The sequence below is a fragment of the Pandoraea captiosa genome (genome assembly GCF_902459775.1).
Classification (GTDB): Bacteria; Pseudomonadota; Gammaproteobacteria; order Burkholderiales; family Burkholderiaceae; genus Pandoraea; species Pandoraea captiosa.
Genome location: NZ_CABPSQ010000001.1, coordinates 346,326 through 364,282, shown reverse-complemented (window position 1 = coordinate 364,282; position 17,957 = coordinate 346,326). Strand labels below are relative to the sequence as shown.

The following is a 17,957-nucleotide window of genomic DNA, read 5'->3' as shown; positions in this document are numbered from 1 at the left end:
AATGAGCCCTCCGCCGACAGGGTCCCCCCGCCCCGTGCTGCGCGCGTCGCGTCCGCATCTGATCTATGGCGGCATAGAGATCGGGCTGTCGATCATCGTGGCGATCGCGACGTGGTCGGCATGGCATAGCCCGTGGACGACGTTCCTCTGGACGATATTGTGGCTACCGGTCTCGCACGCCATCGGCCTCGCGGCGGGCTTCGTCATGGCGGCCCATGGCGATCCGACGCCCGAGCGCCGCACGCCGGCCACCACGAACGTCGCCATCTGGGCCTACGAGTGTGCCGCGTCCATCCTGCTGCTCGACCTCTACCAGCCCTGGTTCAGCGCCGCCCCGCTCGCGACGCCCCGCGGTCCGGCCCGCCCCGTCGCCGTCTTGCTGCTGCACGGCTACGGTTGCAATCGCGCGTTCTGGCTGCGCTTTTCCCGCCATCTGGCCGACGCCGGCTATCACTGCGACGCGATCAACCTCGCGCCGGTCTTCGGCGACATCGACGATTACGCCGGGACCATTGCCAACGCCGCCCGCGCGCTCGCCGAACGCACGAGACTACCCGTCGTGATCGTGGGCCACAGCATGGGCGGCATCGCGGCACGAGCCTGTTTGCGGCGTTATCCGACGTTGCCCGTCGTTCACACGATCACCCTCGGCTCACCGCACTTCGGCACCCTGCATGCACGGCACGGTATTGGGCTGAATGTGCGTCAGATGGGCCTCGGCAGCGACTGGCTGGTCGCGCTCGCGAGCAGTGAGAAAGATGCCGAGCGTGCGCGCATCACGTCGATCTACACGGCGCACGACAATGTCGTCTATCCGGTGCGCACGTCGATCCTGCCCGGCGCCCACAACATTGCGCTGGACGGACTCGGTCACGTATCGCTCGGCACGCATCCGCGCTCGCGCGCTCTGGTGCTCGAAACGCTTGAGCGGGTCGCGCAGGGGTTGCGCAGCGGCATTTAGGCGCGACGACACCGCGCTGCCACGCATTACGGCCCATGCGCCTCCTTGCGCCCCTTTTCAGCCGCGTCCTTTTCAGCCATGTCCGTCTCATCGACGTTGCCCGTCTGTCGCATCGCCGCGACGCCAAAAGACACTTTCGCGACACGCGCATGACTGTCATCGTCCCTTCATGAAGCCGTGGCGCAATGCACGCATGTTCAACGCGACGTGCGAGCCGCTATGACGACGACCCCTACCCTCGAGTTGCCGATCACCCCACCTGCGGCTCGCGCCGGACACTTCGCAGAAGCCCCGCCGGGCCGTCCCGCCTCCCCGCCCGCCAGTCCTCCCGCCGCACCGCCCTACACCATCGACCTGCCTCCGGACACACCGGATCCGCTTGACCCGCCGCCCGAAGGCATCACCCGCTATCGCACGATCTGGCTCTCGGACATCCATCTGGGCACACAGGGCTGCCAGGCCGACTATTTGCTCGACTTCCTGCGGCATCACGACTCCGACTATCTCTACCTGGTCGGCGACATCATCGACGGCTGGCATTTGCGCAAGGGCTGGCACTGGCCGCAGGCGCACAACGACGTCGTACAGAAGATGTTGCGCCGCGCGCGCAAGGGCACGCAGGTCGTCTACGTGCCGGGCAACCACGACGAGGCGGCGCGCCAGTTCTGCGGACTGGCGTTCGGCGACATTGCCGTGCGCGACGAAGCGTTTCACACCACCCTCGGCGGCAAGCGTCTGTGGATCACCCACGGCGACCTGTTCGATGGCGTGATCCAGCACGCCAAGTGGCTTGCCTACCTGGGCGACTCGCTCTACACGCTCACGCTGCTGCTCAACCGCTGGTTCAATCGCGTGCGTACACGCTTCGGCTTCCCGTACTGGTCGCTCTCACAATACCTGAAGCATCAGGTCAAGAACGCCGTGAACTTCATCTCGGCCTTCGAGCATGTGATGGCCGACGAGGCGCGCCGCCGCGGATGCGACGGCGTGGTCTGCGGTCACATCCACAAGCCGGAAATCCGCGAGATCGACGGCCTGCTCTACTGCAACGACGGCGACTGGGTAGAGAGCCTGTCCGCCCTCGTCGAGACGATGGAAGGCGAGCTCAAGATCATCTACTGGACGCAGAAACGCCGAACGCCCATGCGAGCGAGAGCTACGCCTGTGAGCGCCTGAGAGCGCGAGAGCGCCTTAGAGCGGACTCAGATCGAACCGCGATGGGCGGGCGAGCGGACCGAGGTCGGAGCGAGTTCGCACATTCGCCGACGCAAACGGCGTTGTCCTGGACCGCCAGACCGCCCTTGATCAGAGACCCGTCTGCCTAACGAATCCGACCGGTGCATGAACGGCGGCTGAACGCCGGGCGTGCACGGCTTTACACGCGGCAACGCGTGTCAATTCCACCCGCGCGAGACGCGCGAAGGAGCGCCCGATGAAAATCATGATCATCACCGACGCCTGGGATCCGCAGATCAACGGCGTGGTCCGCACGTTGAAAAACACGCGCGCTCAGCTCGAAGCTTCCGGCCACCGTGTCGAGTTGCTCACCCCGCAGGAATTCCGCACGATCCCGTGCCCAACCTATCCGGAGATCCGCCTCGCCTTCTTCGCCGGTGGACGGGTGTCGCGCCGCATCGAGGCATTCGCCCCGGATGCACTGCACATCGCCACCGAAGGCCCGCTCGGCATGGCCGCACGCAAGTGGGCGTTGCGCCACGATTTTCCGTTCACCACCGCTTATCACACGCGATTCCCGGAGTACGTGCAGGCACGCTTCGGCTTCCCGCTAAGCACCACCTACCGCTTCTTGCGGTGGTTTCACAGGCCGTCACGCGCCGTGATGGCGCCCACGCCGGTCGTCAAGCGCGACCTGGACGCAGCGGGCTTCAACAATGTGGTGTTGTGGACACGCGGCGTCGACCTCGACATCTTCCGTATGCAGGAAGCACATGTGCTAAATTCGGCACATCCGATTTTCCTCTACGTCGGGCGCGTGGCCGTGGAGAAGAACATCGAAGCCTTCCTGAAACTGGATTTACCGGGCTCGAAATGGGTCGCCGGCGAAGGGCCGCAACTCGCAGAACTCCGCTCGCGCTATCCGGACGTGAACTACCTCGGCATGCTCTCGCAGCCGGAACTGGCGAAGGTGTACGCGTCGGCGGACGTGTTCGTCTTCCCCAGCCGCACCGATACGTTCGGACTGGTGCTGCTCGAAGCGATGGCGTGCGGCCTGCCCGTGGCAGCGTTTCCGGTGACCGGTCCGGTCGATGTGCTTGCCGGTTGCCCTGACGGTGAAGGCGGCGCATTGCGTGAAGATTTGCGCGAGGCGTGTCTCGACGCCCTCAAGGTTTCGCGAGCGAGCGCACGCGCCTGGGCCGAGCGCTTCTCGTGGCAGGCGGCCTCCGAGGAGTTCGCCTCGCATCTGCACCCGCGCAAGCCTGAGCCGTCGCTCGCGCCCGCGGTCTGATCCACCTCCAGAGCCCGTTGCGGCGAGGAACCTGACGCTTGTTCATCGATCACCCGCCGCCACGCGACAAACAACCGAATCCGTACAAGGGCAACCGGGGCGTCATGCGCGCATGGCGTGCCCTGAAGTACTCGCTGTCCGGATTCAAGTTCGCCGTTTTCGAAGAAAGCGCCTTCCGCCAGGAACTCGCGCTCGCCGCCATCCTCTTGCCTGCGGCGATCTTTCTGCCGGTCACCGCCGTTGAGCGCGTACTGCTGATCGGCTCCATCCTGCTCGTGCTCATCATCGAGCTGATCAATTCGAGCATCGAGGCAGCCATCGATCGCATTTCGCTGGAGCGTCACGAACTCTCCAAGCGTGCGAAGGATTTCGGCAGCGCTGCCGTGCTCGTCGCACTGGGCCTTTGCCTGCTGACCTGGGCCTCGCTCGCGGGACCGGTCATCGTCGATCTCGTGCGTACGGCGTTTTTCTGATATCGCTCGTCGTGCCCCGTCCCCATGCTTGGCAGTGGTCGGCTGCCGGGTATAATCGGTCGCCGTATACCTGATACTCAACTCATAAACGCAAGCGGAGAACCTCCTTCGCCGAGCTTGCCGCTAACCGGGGCCGACAGACATGGAAGCAAAGCCGCCACGCCGAACCCGCGAACGAATTCTTGAAGTGTCGCTACGACTCTTCAACGAAATCGGCGAACCCAACGTCACCACCACCACGATTGCCGAGGAGATGAAAATCAGCCCGGGCAATCTGTACTACCACTTCCGCAACAAAGACGACATCATCAACAGCATCTTTGCGCAGTTCGAGCAGGAAATCGAACGACGCCTGCGGCTGCCCGACGATCACAAGCCCACGCTCGACGAAGTCTGGACCTATTTGCAATACATGTCCGAATTCCTGTGGCGCTTCCGTTTTCTCTATCGCGACCTGAACGACCTGCTCGCACGCAATCGCACGCTTGAGACACATTTCAAGCAGATCGTGGGCCACAAGAAGCGCTTCGCACGCGAGATGTGCGACTTGCTCGTGGCGGACGGAGAAATGGAGATCACGCCGGAGCAGATCGATGTCGTCACCACCAACATGGTGGTGCTGTCCACGTACTGGTTGTCCTACCAGTTCGTCATGAACCCGCGCAAGTACAACGATCCTGAAGAAATCGGCGCAGGGTTGCATCAATCGAGCTATCACATCCTCTCGCAAATGGCCCCGTATCTGAAGGGCAAATCGCGCGAGCTGTATGACAAGATGGCTCACGAGTCCTCATCCAAGGGAGTGCAGTAAGGCATGTCGTCGGAAGTCAAATCCATTTGTATTTACTGCGGCGCCGCCACCGGTGTGCGGCCCGCGTATGCGGAAGCGGCCCGTGAACTGGGTCGTCGCATGGCCGAAGCCGGAATCCGCCTCGTGTACGGCGGCGGCAAGGTCGGCCTGATGGGCATCATCGCCGATGCCGTGCTCGCGCACGGCGGTCAGGCCGTGGGCATCATCCCGAAAGCCTTGATGGAAAAGGAAGTCGGTCATACCGGACTGACGGAATTGCATGTCGTCGAGAACATGCACCAGCGCAAGCAGATGATGGCCGACCTCTCGGACGCCTTCATCGCCATGCCCGGCGGCATCGGCACGTGCGAGGAGTTATTCGAAGTCTTCACCTGGCTGCAAATCGGCTATCACGCAAAACCGATCGGCCTGCTCAACGTCGAACAGTATTACGACCCGTTGATGGTGTTCCTCAAGTCGATGGTGACGGAGCAGTTCCTCAAGGCGCCGCAACTGGACCAGTTGCAGATCGCCGCGTCGCCGGAAGCCTTGCTCGACACGATGCGTCACTTCAAGCCGGCGCAAATCGATCGTTGGGCACACCAACGCACGCAAATCTAAGCGTCGCACCGGAGCGCTGCGTGGGGTGGCTTGGCGTGGCCTAGCCTGGTGTGAGCGCCGCGCCGCGGCCTCCCCCAACCGCACAGCTCCGCTTCACCACGCCGGCCGGTGCCCCGGCGGCAACGCGACGGCATCTTGGCACGCCGCTACGTCGCACGCCTTGCGTGGCACACCCGCCGGAAGATTCCACGACATCCCGCGACTCGTGCCGCAATCGTCTGCCGACTGCGCCTCGATCACTCTTGGATCGCCCCTCAATCACGCCTGGGTCGCCCCTCAGTCGCCGCCAATCGCTGCCGATCGTGCGTCAATCGTCTGGATATTCCCGCGAATATCGGGAAACGTCCGTCTTTGCGACATCATTGAACTCTTGCCCCGCACGACACTCAGACATCCGTAGCATGCGGACCATCGCATGCACGCCCGCCCCATGCCCGCCTGGGTTCATCTCCTTCGACGAGCAACCTGTCCATGATGTTAAAGATGCTTCGCCCCATGCGGCTGCTGCGCTCGCGCTGGTTGCGCCCACATGCCGGTCTGCTGTTGCGCCGTAGTCTGTGGCAGGCCACACCGAGAGGTGTCGCGGTCGGGTTGGCGTGCGGCGTTTTCTTCGGCATCTTGATCCCGGTCGCGCAAATGCCGGTGGCCATTCTCGTGGCGGCCTTGCTGCGCGGAAATCTCTTTCTGGCGACGATGGGCACACTGATCACGAACCCATTGACGGTGCCCTTCGTCTATCTGGGCGCACATCACGTCGGACGATGGCTGCTCGACTGGTCACCCAAGGCGGAGATCGAAGCGACCGTCGTCGCCGCCGGTCAGGTCGGCGAGAGCTTCTGGGTACAAATGACGAACTTCGACTTCGGCGCTGCGACCCTGCATCTCGGCGCCGGCCTCGCGACGTTTGCCATCGTTGGTGGCGGGCTCGCGTATGTGCTCGGCTTCTTCGCCATCCGCTGGCAGCAGCACCGGCGTGCGGCCCCCATGCGGACTACGCCACCCGCCTGATCTCCCCCGAACCGACGAACCGGGATGACGAAACCGATACGTCAAACGCAGAACCCGCTCAGAAAGACGATCCTGGCTGCTTCAGAAACGCAAGCTCCTCGGGCGTGGATTCGCGGCCCAACGCCGCGTTGCGATGGGGATAGCGCCCGAACCGCTCAATGATGACCGCATGCTTACGGGCGTAGTCGAGGTTATCGACGAGGCCGAACGTCTGCGCCAGTTGCTCGTACAAGGCCAGCGAAACGTGCTGGCTTTCCAACGATTCATCGTGCTCGAACGGCAGATACGCGAAGACCCGATGCTGCGCGGTCGGCAGCCGCTGGTCGTCCCCGGCATCGACCAGTTGACGCGCGATGGCCAACGCCTGCGCATCGCCAGCGAACGCCTGCGCCTGATGCCGGAACAGGTTTCGGGAAAACTGGTCGAGCACCACAATCAGCGCACAGGCGCCGAGCGGCGTGCGCGTCCAATGGCTCAACTCCCCCGCCACCGCCTGCGCGTGCAATGCGCCGAAACGGACGCGAATTTCCTCATCGAACGCATCCGACTTACGGAACCACTCGGCACGCGCCATCCCGTACACGTCGGAGCCGGGCTTGCCAAACCAGAAGTCGAGCACCGCCTGCCAGGGTTGCAACGGTTGCGCGTGCGAAGGAATCTCTGCTGCCGACATCGCCATCGATAGTCCTCAAGGGAAGATTGGGGGATGGCGCGATGATGCCAGACTCAGGCGAAAGCCAACACCACGCGGCGCGTACGCGACGTTTTCTTTTCGATCTTTGCCACGCGCAACGCCCCGATCTCCGAGGTGTTGCCCACATGCGTGCCGCCGCAGGGCTGCAAATCGATACCTTCGATACGCACCAGCCGCACGCGCCCCAGCCCGACCGGCGGCTTCACGCTCATTGTGCGCACGAGTTCCGGGCGCGCCGCCATTTCCTCGTCGCTGATGCTGTCGATTGCCACCGGGCGGGCCGCTGCGACCAACGCTGCCAGACCGGCTTCCACCGTCTCGCGCTCAATCGGTTCATTCGTCACGAAATCGAGCCGGGCGTATTCGGTGGTGATGCTGCATCCGTCCACCGGATGCGGCAGTACGGCACACATCAGGTGCGACGCGGTATGAAATCGCATATGTCGAAAGCGCCGCTCCCAATCGATTTCGGCGCGCACGACGTCTCCCACCACAAGCCCCGCCAGCACCTCGGCCTGGCCGTCGGCCGGCACATGCACAGCGTCGTCGGGCGTCGCGCCCTCATGTTTGGACTTACGCGTATCGGCTATGGCAAGACGCGCGCCGTTCGCCAGGACGAACGCCCCCGCGTCGCCAGCCTGTCCCCCACCGAGTGGATAGAAAACCGTGCGATCGAGCATGATGCCCGTCTCGTCGATATGCGTGATGCGCGCCTCGCATTGGCGCAGATAGGCGTCTTGTCGGAACAGCGCTTCGGTGGCCATGTCGTCTCCTGTGGGAACGCGTCATGTTCGCGCGACTCCCCGGCGATGACAAGGCACAATCCGGCGCCTCGATGCCGGTACGGTCTTGCCCGGCGCGCACGGCCCACGGTTCCCCGTCCGTGTCCCAACGGAAACCGCTTTGCGCCAATACGCCCCCAATCCCTTAGGTTGCGCCCCAACCCAACGCAATCTGCGCGAATTCTCGACACCGTTTGTCTTGGCGCAAAAGCCGTCAATTTGTGGGGACCGCACATTACGTGGCGATCGCACCTATGCGGTCGAACGTCGAATTCGCAAGGAAAGACATCATGACAAGACCCTCCGTAGCGCGACAGCAAGCTGTCGATACGGGCGCGCGCTCACACCCGCCGTCGCGTCCCATGGCGACGTACGTGCGCGCCCCGGCCATCAACGGACCGATCGACCACCGAACGCTTGCGCATGCGTACGCGCTGCATGCCCGCAACGATCTCGAAGGCGCCGCATGTGCGCTTGCGCAAATATGTCGCAGGCTTCCCGCCGGTGCCGAGGCATACCGCGCCTTCGGCTACGTGCTGTGCCAGCTCGGCGACTACGCGAATGCCATCGCGCCGCTGATGATGGCCGTGGCCCGCGAGTACGGTGATCCGGAGCCGTTGTACTTCGCCGCATGCTGCATGCAGCAGATGGGCGACACGCAGACAGCGCGCGAGATGGCCACCGATGCCATGGACATGGTGCGGTGTTCGAATCGTTATCCGGACCTGCATCTCAGGCTCACGCGCCTGATCGACTCGCTCTGATGTCCTTCGCCGACGTGCTTTGCCGACATGCTTCGCTGATGTCCCGGCTGACGTCGCCGCTTCCCTCGCTTCCCTCGCTTCCCTCGCTTCCCTCGCTTCCCCCGCTTCCCCCGCTTCCCCCTTTTTTCACTTCCCCCCATGACGCACACTCGCTTCACCCCCGCAGCCGCCGCTTCGCACTCGTTTGCCGCCAGCAACGCAACGCCGCACGCTGACAACAACCCGATCGGGACCGACGCAGCCAAAGCGCTTCAGGCATTGGCGGGAAACCACGGCGGCCCGCGCACATTTGGCTCCCATGGCTCCCACGGCTCCGTCAGTTCCCTCGGCTCTCTTCGGGGTCTCGCGCCGTCGCCCCCGAGCGTCGGCCGATTTGCCGCGTTGATCCATCATCTGAACAACTTCGCACTCAGCGCCAGCGCACTGGGCGTCGCAAGCCTGAGCGCCATCAAGGAAACGTACGACACCAGCGCGCTATCGAGCGCGCACAAGATCACGCTGACGACCGCCACGGCGGCGTCGCTCTCGAGTCTGATGGATCTGGCCGTCGCCGTCGGCAAGTACTGCAATCCCTCGTCCACGAGTTCCCAGATCCAGAACACCGCCTGGCTCGCCTCCACGGGCAAGCTGCTAGGGTCAAAACATCTGGAGACGTATGGCGGCAAGTATCAGTCGACCTTGCTTGGCACATCGATGATGCTGTTCGTCAACGGCGCCGGGCAGATCGCCGGTGGCCACGGCGCCCGGCACGACCACGAAGGCACAGCGCACGCCACGGCGACGCCCGACACGCTGGGCTTGCCGTCCCCGTCGAGCGCACCTGAGACCGGGTCACACGATCTGGACGCGCTGGAGAGTTGTATCGGCTTCGCCGCGCTGGCGTATCGCGCGTTCGGCGATGCTGCCACGACGGCAGTGATCGACTGGATGAACGCCAAGGAAGCGCGCCGGAACATGGATGTCGTGGAACGGCATCTTTCGTACGAGGCGCCCTATGGCACGGAGGGGACATTCAAGCTCAGAGACCCCGAGCTTGATATCGACGCTTCGGATGACAGCGGTGTGGACGACCGTTCGCTGAGCAGCGTGTCGTCGAGCGTGCCACATGTCATGAACGTTTGATGTTGCCGGAGAGGCGGGCGGATAGGGTGGGCCTCAGGCCATATTCCGACGTCAGCCCGCCTTGTTGCGCATCCAGTCCGCCGTGCCGTAAAAGGCCTGCATCAGACGCTCCTGCAACGTCGCTTCCACGCCAATGTCCTGCATGGCCAGCGCCATGCAGCGCAGCCACTGATCGCGCTCGCTCGACGCAATCGGGAACGGTAGATGGCGGGCACGCAACATCGGATGCCCGAAGCGTTCGATGTAATGGTTAGGGCCGCCGAGCCAACCGCACAGGAACCAGAAGAGTTTGTCGCGCGACCCGTCGAGCGAGGCCGGATGCATGCCACGGATGCCCGCGAACTCCGGCTCCAGATCCATCAGGTCGTAGAAACGGTCGACAAGCTCGCGTACGCGCGCTTCGCCACCCAGCAGGGAAAAGGCGGTCGGCTGGGCAGGTGCGTCCTGCACGTCGTCATCCGCCGCCGCGTTTTGAGAGGTATTTTCAGTCGTCATGACCGATATTGTGCACGACGGGCGGCAGGTCTGCCACGATCCGGGTTCGCGAGGAACGCGCAAGGCGTGGGGGACATGCCTGCGCTCAGACGTCGCGCAGCGTGCGCAGGGCCGACTGCCGCAGGACCGCTCGCAGGCCGCTCCAGCCACCGATCAGCGCGCAAAGCACGCCCGCGCCAATGCCGAGCACCGGCAACCACGGATTGAACGTCAACGCGAATTCGAAGACGTACCGCGCCAGCGCCCAGCCGAGTGCTCCGGCCCCGAGCGAAGCGAGCAGCCCGGCCAGTGCCCCCACCGTCACCAGTTCGGCCAGATGGACATCGCGAAGCTGTCGCGACGACGCGCCCAATGCACGCAGAATGCCGCTCTCGCGCATCCGTTCGTCTCGCGTACCAGCGAGCGCTGTGTATAGGACCAGCACGCCGGCGGCCAGCGTGAAGAGGAACAGCGCCTGCACCGCGTCGATCACCTGCGACAGAATTTGCTGGATCTGCGCGAGCAGCGCGCCCGTGTCAATCACCGTGACGTTCGGGAACTGACGCACGAGCGCATCGGCCACGCCTTGCTGTTGCGCTTCGAGATGGAACGAGGTGATCCAGGTCATCGGGAAATCGCGCAAGGCAGCAGGCGGCATCACCACGAAGAAATTCACGCGCATCGATCCCCAGTCCAGCTTGCGCAAGCTCGTGATCGGCGCATCGATGGTCTGTCCGGTGACTTCGAATCGCAGCACGTCGCCGAGCTTGAGCCCCAACGTTTTCGCAATGCCTTCCTCCATGGAAATCTGCGGTTGGCTGGCGTTGCCGTACCACTGACCTGCCGTCACCCGGTTTCCCTCGGGCAACGCCGAGGTATATGACAGGTTGAACTCGCGCTCGGCAAGACGTCGCGCGCGCTCGTCTGTATAGCTCTCGCCCGTCACCGGCTTGTCGTTGATTGCCGTCAGACGCGCGCGAATCATTGGTGAGAGCTGCACATCGGGCAGCCCGGCCGCACGAAGTTGCGTCAGCACCGGCGCGTCCTGCCCCGGCTGAATATCGATGACGAACCGGTTGGGCGCATCCGGCGGCGTCGAGTGACGCCATCCGGCCACCAGATCGTTACGCGTGACCGCGAGCAACAGCAAGGCCATCAGGCCGAGGCCCAGGGCCACGACCTGCAACGCGCTTCCCAGGCCGCGACGTCGCAGCCCTGCCACCGCATAGCGCCATCCGATGCCGCCCATCGCACCGCCCGACGATCCATACCGACGCGCCCACGCGGCAAGCCCGCGGATCGCCAACCACGCCAATACGCCGAACACGAGCGCGCCGGCCACGAACCCGCCCGCGACCATCGCGCCGAGGCGCAGATCCCGCGCGGCAAAGAGCAGCAGCGCCCCGAAGGCCATTGCACTGGCGCCGTAGGCAAGCCAGCCCTGCCGGCGCGCGCCGCCGACAACGTCCCGACGCAGTACATGCAGCGGCGCGACTTCGGAGAGCGGCAACAGGGGCGGCAGCGCAAAGCCGAGGAGCATCACCAGCGAGCTGGCCAGCCCGAACACGGCCGGACGCCACGTCGGCGCGGGCAGCCCCGCAGGAATCACATCGCCGAGTTGCGCGAGCAATACCCAGTGCGCGGCGTAGCCGAGTGCGACCCCCAGCACGCCACCGATGAGTCCGAGACCGATGAATTCGAGGGTCACCATGCCGCGCAATGCACGACGCGGCAGGCCCAGACAACGCATGACCGCACAGGCATCGAGATGACGCTCGCTGTAGCGACGTGACGCAATCCCCACGGCGACGGCCGCCAGCACGGCGGCGAGCAACGCCACCAATGAGAGGAAGCGCTCGGCGCGGTCGAGCGTCTGGCGCACCTGCGGCTGGCCGTCTTCGAGCGATTCGATGTGCACGCCGCGCGCCTGCTCGGCGGCCGGACGCGCCCACGCGGCGAATCGGGCGACCTGCGCGTCCGTGCCCGCCACCAGCAGGCGATAGGTGATACGACTGCCGAACTGCACAAGGCCGGTGGACGGCAATTCGTCGAAACGCATCATCACGCGCGGTGCGAGCGAGCCGAAGCCGTAGCCGCGATCCATCTCGCGGGTAATCACAGCCGCAATGCGCAGCGAGCGATTGCCCACCCGGATCGCATCTCCTGGTTTGACGTGCAGCGCATCGAGCAAGGCGGCGTCGACCCACACCGTGCCCGGCGCCGGAATGTCGGAGGCGGGGATATCCGGCGTGTCTGCACCGGCATTGGGGGTGGCGTTCGGAGTGGCATTGGGGGCGGCATTGGGGACAATGCGCACGCGTCCACGCAACGGATACCCGTCGCTCACGGCCTTGAGCGACGTCAGACGGCTTGCGCTCGGCGCGTCCCCGGGCGGGGCGGCCCGACCGCTCCCATCGCCCGCCGCTTTTCCGCCGCCCATCGCACTCGCCATGCTCGGGAAATTGGCAATGACGGCGGTTGCCAGCCCCTCGGACTGCGCCCGGCGCGCGAATTCGGGTGCGAGGGGAGCGTCGCTGCGAACGACGAGATCGGCGGCCAGCATCTGGCGGGCATCGCGCTCAAGCCCGCCCTGCATCCGGTCGGAGAGGAAACCTACGCTGGAGAGTGCGCCCACCGCCAGCAACAGCGCAACGAGCAGCAGATGCAATTCACCTGCGCGCCAATCGCGCAGGAACATCCGCCATGCCTGGCGGGCAACTTCAGTGAACCCCATCGTTCCTCAATCCTTTGACTCGCGCCAATACCGAGCGCCATCCACGCCACACGCGCGGCAACCACCACCACGCCAGCACGACGAACACCAACAACATCACGAGAAAGACAGCAGGAAGGAAGAACGCAAGCGCCAGTCCACCTACCGTGGAGACATCTTCGCCGGCTGAGGCCGCGACATTCGAGAAAGGTTCCGGCGACGTATTGATCAGCGCGCGACTGCCCGCTTTGGCCAGATGCGCCGTGCCGGCGAGCGCGCCGCCGGCCAGACCGGCCAGCACCGTGACCGTCGGATCCATCTGCCCGAGCGCCGCCGCGCCCAACACGATCCCGGCAGGAATGCGGATGAACGTGTGCACGGCGTCCCACGCACTGTCGACGAAGGGGATCTTGTCCGCGAAGAATTCGATGGCGGCCAGCACGCCGGCCGTGGCAATGACCCAGGTCGACCCCAGCACGACGAGCGAAGGCGGCAGATGCAACCAGCCCAGCCGCGCAGCAAGCCCGGCACAGAACACCGTCAGGTACAACCGCAGGCCGCTGCCCCAGGACAGCCCTGCGCCGAGTGCAATCGATTCAAGCATGGTGACCTCGCTGCCGCCGACATGACGGCGTCGCACGATCACGCGTCTCCTACCACCGACGCGGCAACAGCCACCTGACACACAGCCCGGGTTCCGGTATTGTCCGGTATCCGGCAAAACGTTGCCCGGCAGGTAACTCGGCTGCTACCGCGTCATTATGCCGCGCGATGCGGCAACGCACCACCCGTCACCCTACGGGGCAAACGACCGGGATATTTGTCGCCGAAACTGTCGCTGAAACTGTCGCGGATTTGGCGCGGAATTGCCGGTGTATTCGCCGCCATCAGGCGGCGGTAAGCTTCAGCCCGACCAGACCCGCGAGAATCAGCGTGACGCTGGCGATGCGCGCGGCCGATGCCGACTCCCCGAAGAGCACGATGCCGAGCACGAATGCCCCGACTGCGCCAATGCCTGTCCAGATGGCATAGGCGGTGCCCAACGGCAGCGTTCGTACCGCGAGCGCCAGCAGCCAGACACTGCCGACCATCGACACGATGGTGAAAACGGAGGGGATGAGACGCGAAAATCCTTGCGTGTACTTGAGGCCGACGGCCCAAGCCACTTCGAGCAGACCGGCGAAAACCAGCAGAATCCAGGCCATGGCAGACTTCGATGAGAAAGACGGGGTCGTCCCCGGGAAGCGATGCGGTACCCGCACGAACCGATGGCCGGGTCGTCCCGGCAACGGTCTCCCATCGAACGTCGAATGAATGGCGGAGTGCCGGACGCTGCACAGGGAGCAGCGCGATTTTAGCAAAGCCGCCCGTTCGCCGTGCCGCCGCCGATTTTATCCTCGTTGCCAGCAGGGCCTTTTGACGTTTCCCCTTCGTGCACCGTTTCAGCCTGCGGCGTCGACCTCGAGCCGATAGCCCACCCCGGTCTCCGTGAGAATGTGTTGGGGCTGCGCCGGGTCGGCTTCCAGCTTCTGGCGCAGGTGGCCCATGTAGATGCGCAGGTAGTGATTGCTCTCGACGTGCGACGGCCCCCACACCTCCTTGAGCAACTGACGATGCGTGAGCACGCGCCCGGCATGCCGCACGAGCGTGACGAGCAGGCGGTACTCGATGGGCGTAAGGTGCACCGGTTCCCCGCTGCGTGTGACCTTGCGACGCGCCAGATCGATGTGGATGTCCCCGAACGAAAACGCTTCGTCGAGCGTCTCCGAGTTGCCGCCCCGGTGATGGCGGCGCAATTGCGCGCGAATGCGTGCGAGCAACTCCGACACACCGAACGGCTTGGTCAGATAGTCGTCCGCCCCCACGTCGAGTGCGACGACCTTCTCCGCTTCTTCGTTGCGCGCTGACAGTACGATGATCGGCATGTCGGTCCAGCTACGGACTTCGCGAATGACTTCTACGCCATCAATGTCCGGCAATCCCAAATCGACGATCAGCAGGTCAGGTTTGCGCGTTGCCGCCTCGACCATGCCCTGTCGGCCAGCTTCCGCCTCATGCACGACCATGCCTTCGGCTTCCAGCGACGTGCGCAGAAACCGTCGGATCTGGCGCTCGTCTTCAATCACCACAATGTTGATGGTCGGTTCACTCATGTGGCTCACTCATGTCGTTGTATCGCGTTTGCGTCGGTGTCCCGAAGGGGCGGTTCGGGGATGTCCTCCGCGGCGTCCGGGGCGGCCGGCGGGGTCTCCACCGGCAGCGTAAAGATGAAGCGAGCACCGTGTCCATCGGTCACGTTGGTCGCGTGAATCTTACCGCCGTGCGCTTCCACGATGGCACGGCAAATCGCCAGGCCGAGCCCGATCCCCGGCTTGGCGGACTCCTTCTCGCCGCGCATGAATTTCTCGAAGATCCGGCCTTCCATGCCGGGCGGCAGACCGGGGCCATCGTCGCTCACGCTCACCTCCACGTCCTCGCCGGCCACGCGGGCCGCGATCTCGATGTGCGACCCGACCGGCGAATACTTCGCGGCATTTTCCAGCAGGTTCGTGAAAAGACGTTCGAGCAGCACGGCGTCCACGCGCAACAGCGGCAGATCGGCGGGCAGCCGGGTCGTGACTTCATGACCGCCGAGCATGCGTCGGCACGCACGCAGCGATGTGCCGACCACCTCTTCGAGCATCTGCCACTGACGATTGAGCTGCACACCGCCCGCCTGCAACTTCGCCATGTCGAGCAGATTCGTGACGAGACCGGTCATGCGCTGCGCCTCCTCGTGGATCGCGTCGACGAGTTCGAGACGCAGCGGCCCGGGCGTCTGCGCATTGCGGCTGAGCATGCTGGCGAATCCGACGATGGACGTCAGCGGCGTGCGCAGGTCGTGCGAGATTGCGGAGAGCAGCGAATTGCGAAGACGCTCGGACTCCATCGTCACCAGCGCGTCCTGTGCGATTTCCACGTAATGCACCCGCTCCAGCGCCAGCGCGATCTGGGCGGCGAACGTATCGAGCAGGCGCTGCTGTTCGGGCGTGCCGATCATGCCGCCGTCCGATCGCTCCTCGGTGCGATCGACCACGTCGGGCGCGACTACCAACACGCCGCGTGTGCGCATCGGCGCGCGCAGCGGAAGATAGTAGGCGTTGGAGCCGGGCAGCGTGTTGGTGCCGCGCCCTGCCGCCTGCTGACGGTCGTACACCCATTGCGCGACGTCGGTATCGATGTGCTCGGGCATCGTTTCGGCCCGCGCATTTTCCACCGGCTGGCGCACGCTGCCCTGGCTATCCGGCAACAGCAACGCCACACGCGCCTGAAACACCTCGCGCACGTGACGGGAGCCGATCTCCACGATCTGGGGCGTGGTGAGCGCCGCCGCCAGTTCGCGGGCCATCGCATATACCGCCCCCGTGCGCCGTTCGCGCCATGTGGCCAGCCGCGCCTGAAAGCGCAGACTCGTCGTCAGATGGCTGATGACCAGCGCCACGGTCAGCATGACCGCAAACGTGAGCAAGTACTGCGTGTCGGAGACCGACAACGACATCGTCGGCGGCACGAAGAAGAAGTCGAATGCGACCACCGAGAGAAACGAGGCCAGCACGCCCGGCCCGCGTCCCAACCGCATCGCCGCGACGATCACGCCGAGCAGATACAGCATCGCGATGTTGGCCAGATCGAGAAACGTGGTCAGCTCCGCCGCCGCGAGCGACACGACCCCGCAAATGCCGACGGCCCAGGCATAGGCCCGCCATGGCCGACCGACGAGTCCCAACTCCGGCGCCGTATCGAACCAGTCGCGCCAGTCACCCCGCACCACACGCTTGTCGGCCGACGTATCCCCGGCAGCGGGGCCGATGAGCACGACGTCCACGCCGCGCGCGAGCCGCACCAGCTGCTCATGCAGCGGGGTCCGGGCCGTCCACCAGCGTCGCGCGCCGCTCGCGCCCACCACCAGCTTGGACACGTTACGCATTTGTGCATAGGCCAGCAGTGTGGTGGCGGCCTGCGCGCCGTCCAATGTCAGCGTTTCCGCCCCAAGCTCATGGGCCAGCTTGAGCGTGGCATACACGCTCTCGCGACGCGCCGTCGACTGCCGCAATATCGCCGGTGTCTCCACATGCACGGCAAGCCAGTCGGCGCGCAGACTCGCCGCGAGCCGCGCGGCCGCGCGCACCAGCGCCACGCCCTCCGGCCCCGGCCCGATGGCGACGAGCAACCGTTCGCGCGCCTGCCAGACCTGACTGATCGACTGGTCCGCGCGGTATTCGCGCATTTGCGCATCGACCCGGTCGGCGGTGCGACGCAGCGCCAGCTCGCGCAACGCGATCAGATTGCCTTTTCGGAAAAAGTTGCGCACGGCGCGCTCAGCCTGCGCCGGCATGTACACCTTGCCCTCGCGCATGCGTTCGAGCAGTTCGTCCGGCGGCAAGTCGACGAGCTTGACCTCATCGGCCAGATCGAACACGCGGTCGGGAATCGTCTCCCACACGCGAATGCCGGTGATCTGACCGACGACGTCGTTGAGTCGTTCGAGATGCTGCACGTTGAGCGTGGTGTACACATCGATGCCCGCATCGAGCAATTCGTGCACGTCCTGCCAACGCTTGAGATGCCGCTCTCCGGCAACGTTCGCATGGGCCAGTTCGTCTACGAGCGCTACGGCGGGTTTGCGCGCAAGCATGCCGTCGAGATCGAATTCGTGCAGCACACGTCCGCGATATTCGACCGACTTTTGCGGCAGCACTTCAAGCCCGTCGAGCAGGCGCGCCGTCTCTTCCCGGCCGTGCGTCTCCAGCACACCGACCACGACGTCGGTGCCCTCCTCGCACAGCTTGCGTGCCGCCTGCAACATGGCAAAGGTCTTGCCCACACCGGCAGACGCGCCGAAGAAAATCTTCAGACGGCCACGCCGCTCGCGCGCTTCGTCGCGTTGCAGCTTGCCGAGCAGTTCGTCGGGATCAGGGCGTTCGATGCCAGCCATCGGGTCAGTCCACTATGAAGACGCGAGCCACGTCAGTACAAAAAAACGCGGCACGCGCCGGGCGTGCCGCCAATCTACCGCAGGCCGACGAGCAAAACCAGCGATTCCCGGGT

Annotated in this window: 17 protein-coding genes; 9 read left to right on the top strand and 8 right to left on the bottom strand. The window is 64.8% G+C overall.

Translation table 11 applies throughout. The annotated features are described in order from the left end of the window. Nucleotide 1 precedes the first annotated feature (1 nt). The 7 genes from PCA31118_RS01590 (at nt 2) to PCA31118_RS01560 (ending at nt 6,320) form a co-directional block, all read left to right on the top strand. The gene (locus PCA31118_RS01590; RefSeq protein ID WP_150622375.1) at nt 2-961 is read left to right on the top strand and encodes an esterase/lipase family protein; all 960 of its coding nucleotides are present in this window, start codon (nt 2-4) and stop codon (nt 959-961) included. 219 nt (nt 962-1,180) lie between these two features. Further along, nucleotides 1,181-2,137 carry a UDP-2,3-diacylglucosamine diphosphatase gene (locus PCA31118_RS01585; RefSeq protein ID WP_425495308.1) on the top strand — a complete coding sequence of 319 codons (957 nt, stop codon included), beginning with the start codon at nt 1,181-1,183 and terminating at the stop codon, nt 2,135-2,137. A gap of 256 nt (nt 2,138-2,393) precedes the next feature. Continuing rightward, entirely contained in the window at nt 2,394-3,428 is a 1,035-nt protein-coding gene (locus tag PCA31118_RS01580; protein ID WP_150622371.1) for a glycosyltransferase family 4 protein, read from the top strand. Between the two features lie 38 nt (nt 3,429-3,466). Next, nucleotides 3,467-3,901 carry a diacylglycerol kinase gene (locus PCA31118_RS01575; RefSeq protein ID WP_044456189.1) on the top strand — a complete coding sequence of 145 codons (435 nt, stop codon included), beginning with the start codon at nt 3,467-3,469 and terminating at the stop codon, nt 3,899-3,901. A 142-nt stretch (nt 3,902-4,043) separates the two neighbouring features. Then, entirely contained in the window at nt 4,044-4,712 is a 669-nt protein-coding gene (locus tag PCA31118_RS01570) for a TetR/AcrR family transcriptional regulator (protein WP_150622369.1), read from the top strand. 3 nt (nt 4,713-4,715) lie between these two features. After that, a complete protein-coding gene (locus PCA31118_RS01565) occupies nt 4,716-5,312 on the top strand; it encodes an LOG family protein (protein WP_150622367.1) in 597 nt (198 codons plus the stop codon). Between the two features lie 471 nt (nt 5,313-5,783). Beyond that, entirely contained in the window at nt 5,784-6,320 is a 537-nt protein-coding gene (locus tag PCA31118_RS01560; RefSeq protein ID WP_150622365.1) for a DUF2062 domain-containing protein, read from the top strand. 58 nt (nt 6,321-6,378) lie between these two features. On the opposite strand, the gene PCA31118_RS01555 is transcribed toward PCA31118_RS01560, so the two are convergent. Together PCA31118_RS01555 and PCA31118_RS01550 are read right to left on the bottom strand one after the other, a co-directional pair. Further along, nucleotides 6,379-6,999, bottom strand: a complete 621-nt coding sequence (locus PCA31118_RS01555; protein WP_174990294.1) for a DUF924 family protein — start codon at nt 6,997-6,999, stop codon at nt 6,379-6,381. A 47-nt stretch (nt 7,000-7,046) separates the two neighbouring features. Beyond that, entirely contained in the window at nt 7,047-7,778 is a 732-nt protein-coding gene (locus PCA31118_RS01550; protein WP_150622363.1) for an alanyl-tRNA editing protein, read from the bottom strand. 308 nt (nt 7,779-8,086) lie between these two features. On the opposite strand from PCA31118_RS01550, the gene PCA31118_RS01545 reads away from it, so the two are divergent. Both PCA31118_RS01545 and PCA31118_RS01540 read left to right on the top strand, forming a co-directional pair. Then, nucleotides 8,087-8,560, top strand: coding sequence for a hypothetical protein (locus tag PCA31118_RS01545; RefSeq protein ID WP_150622361.1), 474 nt, complete (start codon nt 8,087-8,089; stop codon nt 8,558-8,560). Nucleotides 8,561-8,698: 138 nt separating this feature from the next. Continuing rightward, on the top strand, nt 8,699-9,682 hold the full coding sequence (locus tag PCA31118_RS01540) for a hypothetical protein (protein WP_150622359.1): 984 nt from the start codon (nt 8,699-8,701) through the stop codon (nt 9,680-9,682). 51 nt (nt 9,683-9,733) lie between these two features. On the opposite strand, the gene PCA31118_RS01535 is transcribed toward PCA31118_RS01540, so the two are convergent. The 6 genes from PCA31118_RS01535 to PCA31118_RS01510 form a co-directional block, all read right to left on the bottom strand. Further along, nucleotides 9,734-10,177, bottom strand: coding sequence for a group II truncated hemoglobin (locus PCA31118_RS01535; RefSeq protein ID WP_150622357.1), 444 nt, complete (start codon nt 10,175-10,177; stop codon nt 9,734-9,736). 85 nt (nt 10,178-10,262) lie between these two features. Further along, the gene (locus tag PCA31118_RS01530; RefSeq protein ID WP_246190005.1) at nt 10,263-12,890 is read right to left on the bottom strand and encodes an ABC transporter permease; all 2,628 of its coding nucleotides are present in this window, start codon (nt 12,888-12,890) and stop codon (nt 10,263-10,265) included. Then, nucleotides 12,877-13,473 carry a DUF4126 domain-containing protein gene (locus PCA31118_RS01525; RefSeq protein WP_044458235.1) on the bottom strand — a complete coding sequence of 199 codons (597 nt, stop codon included), beginning with the start codon at nt 13,471-13,473 and terminating at the stop codon, nt 12,877-12,879. Before PCA31118_RS01525 ends, PCA31118_RS01530 begins: the two co-directional genes overlap by 14 nt. Before the next feature lie 283 nt (nt 13,474-13,756). After that, nucleotides 13,757-14,074 carry a quaternary ammonium compound efflux SMR transporter SugE gene (sugE, locus tag PCA31118_RS01520; protein ID WP_150622355.1) on the bottom strand — a complete coding sequence of 106 codons (318 nt, stop codon included), beginning with the start codon at nt 14,072-14,074 and terminating at the stop codon, nt 13,757-13,759. A gap of 237 nt (nt 14,075-14,311) precedes the next feature. Next, nucleotides 14,312-15,022: a two-component system response regulator KdpE gene (kdpE, locus tag PCA31118_RS01515; RefSeq protein WP_150622353.1), complete on the bottom strand. Its 711-nt coding sequence runs from the start codon at nt 15,020-15,022 to the stop codon at nt 14,312-14,314. A gap of 5 nt (nt 15,023-15,027) precedes the next feature. Continuing rightward, a complete protein-coding gene (locus tag PCA31118_RS01510; protein ID WP_150623640.1) occupies nt 15,028-17,835 on the bottom strand; it encodes a sensor histidine kinase in 2,808 nt (935 codons plus the stop codon). Nucleotides 17,836-17,957 lie beyond the last annotated feature (122 nt).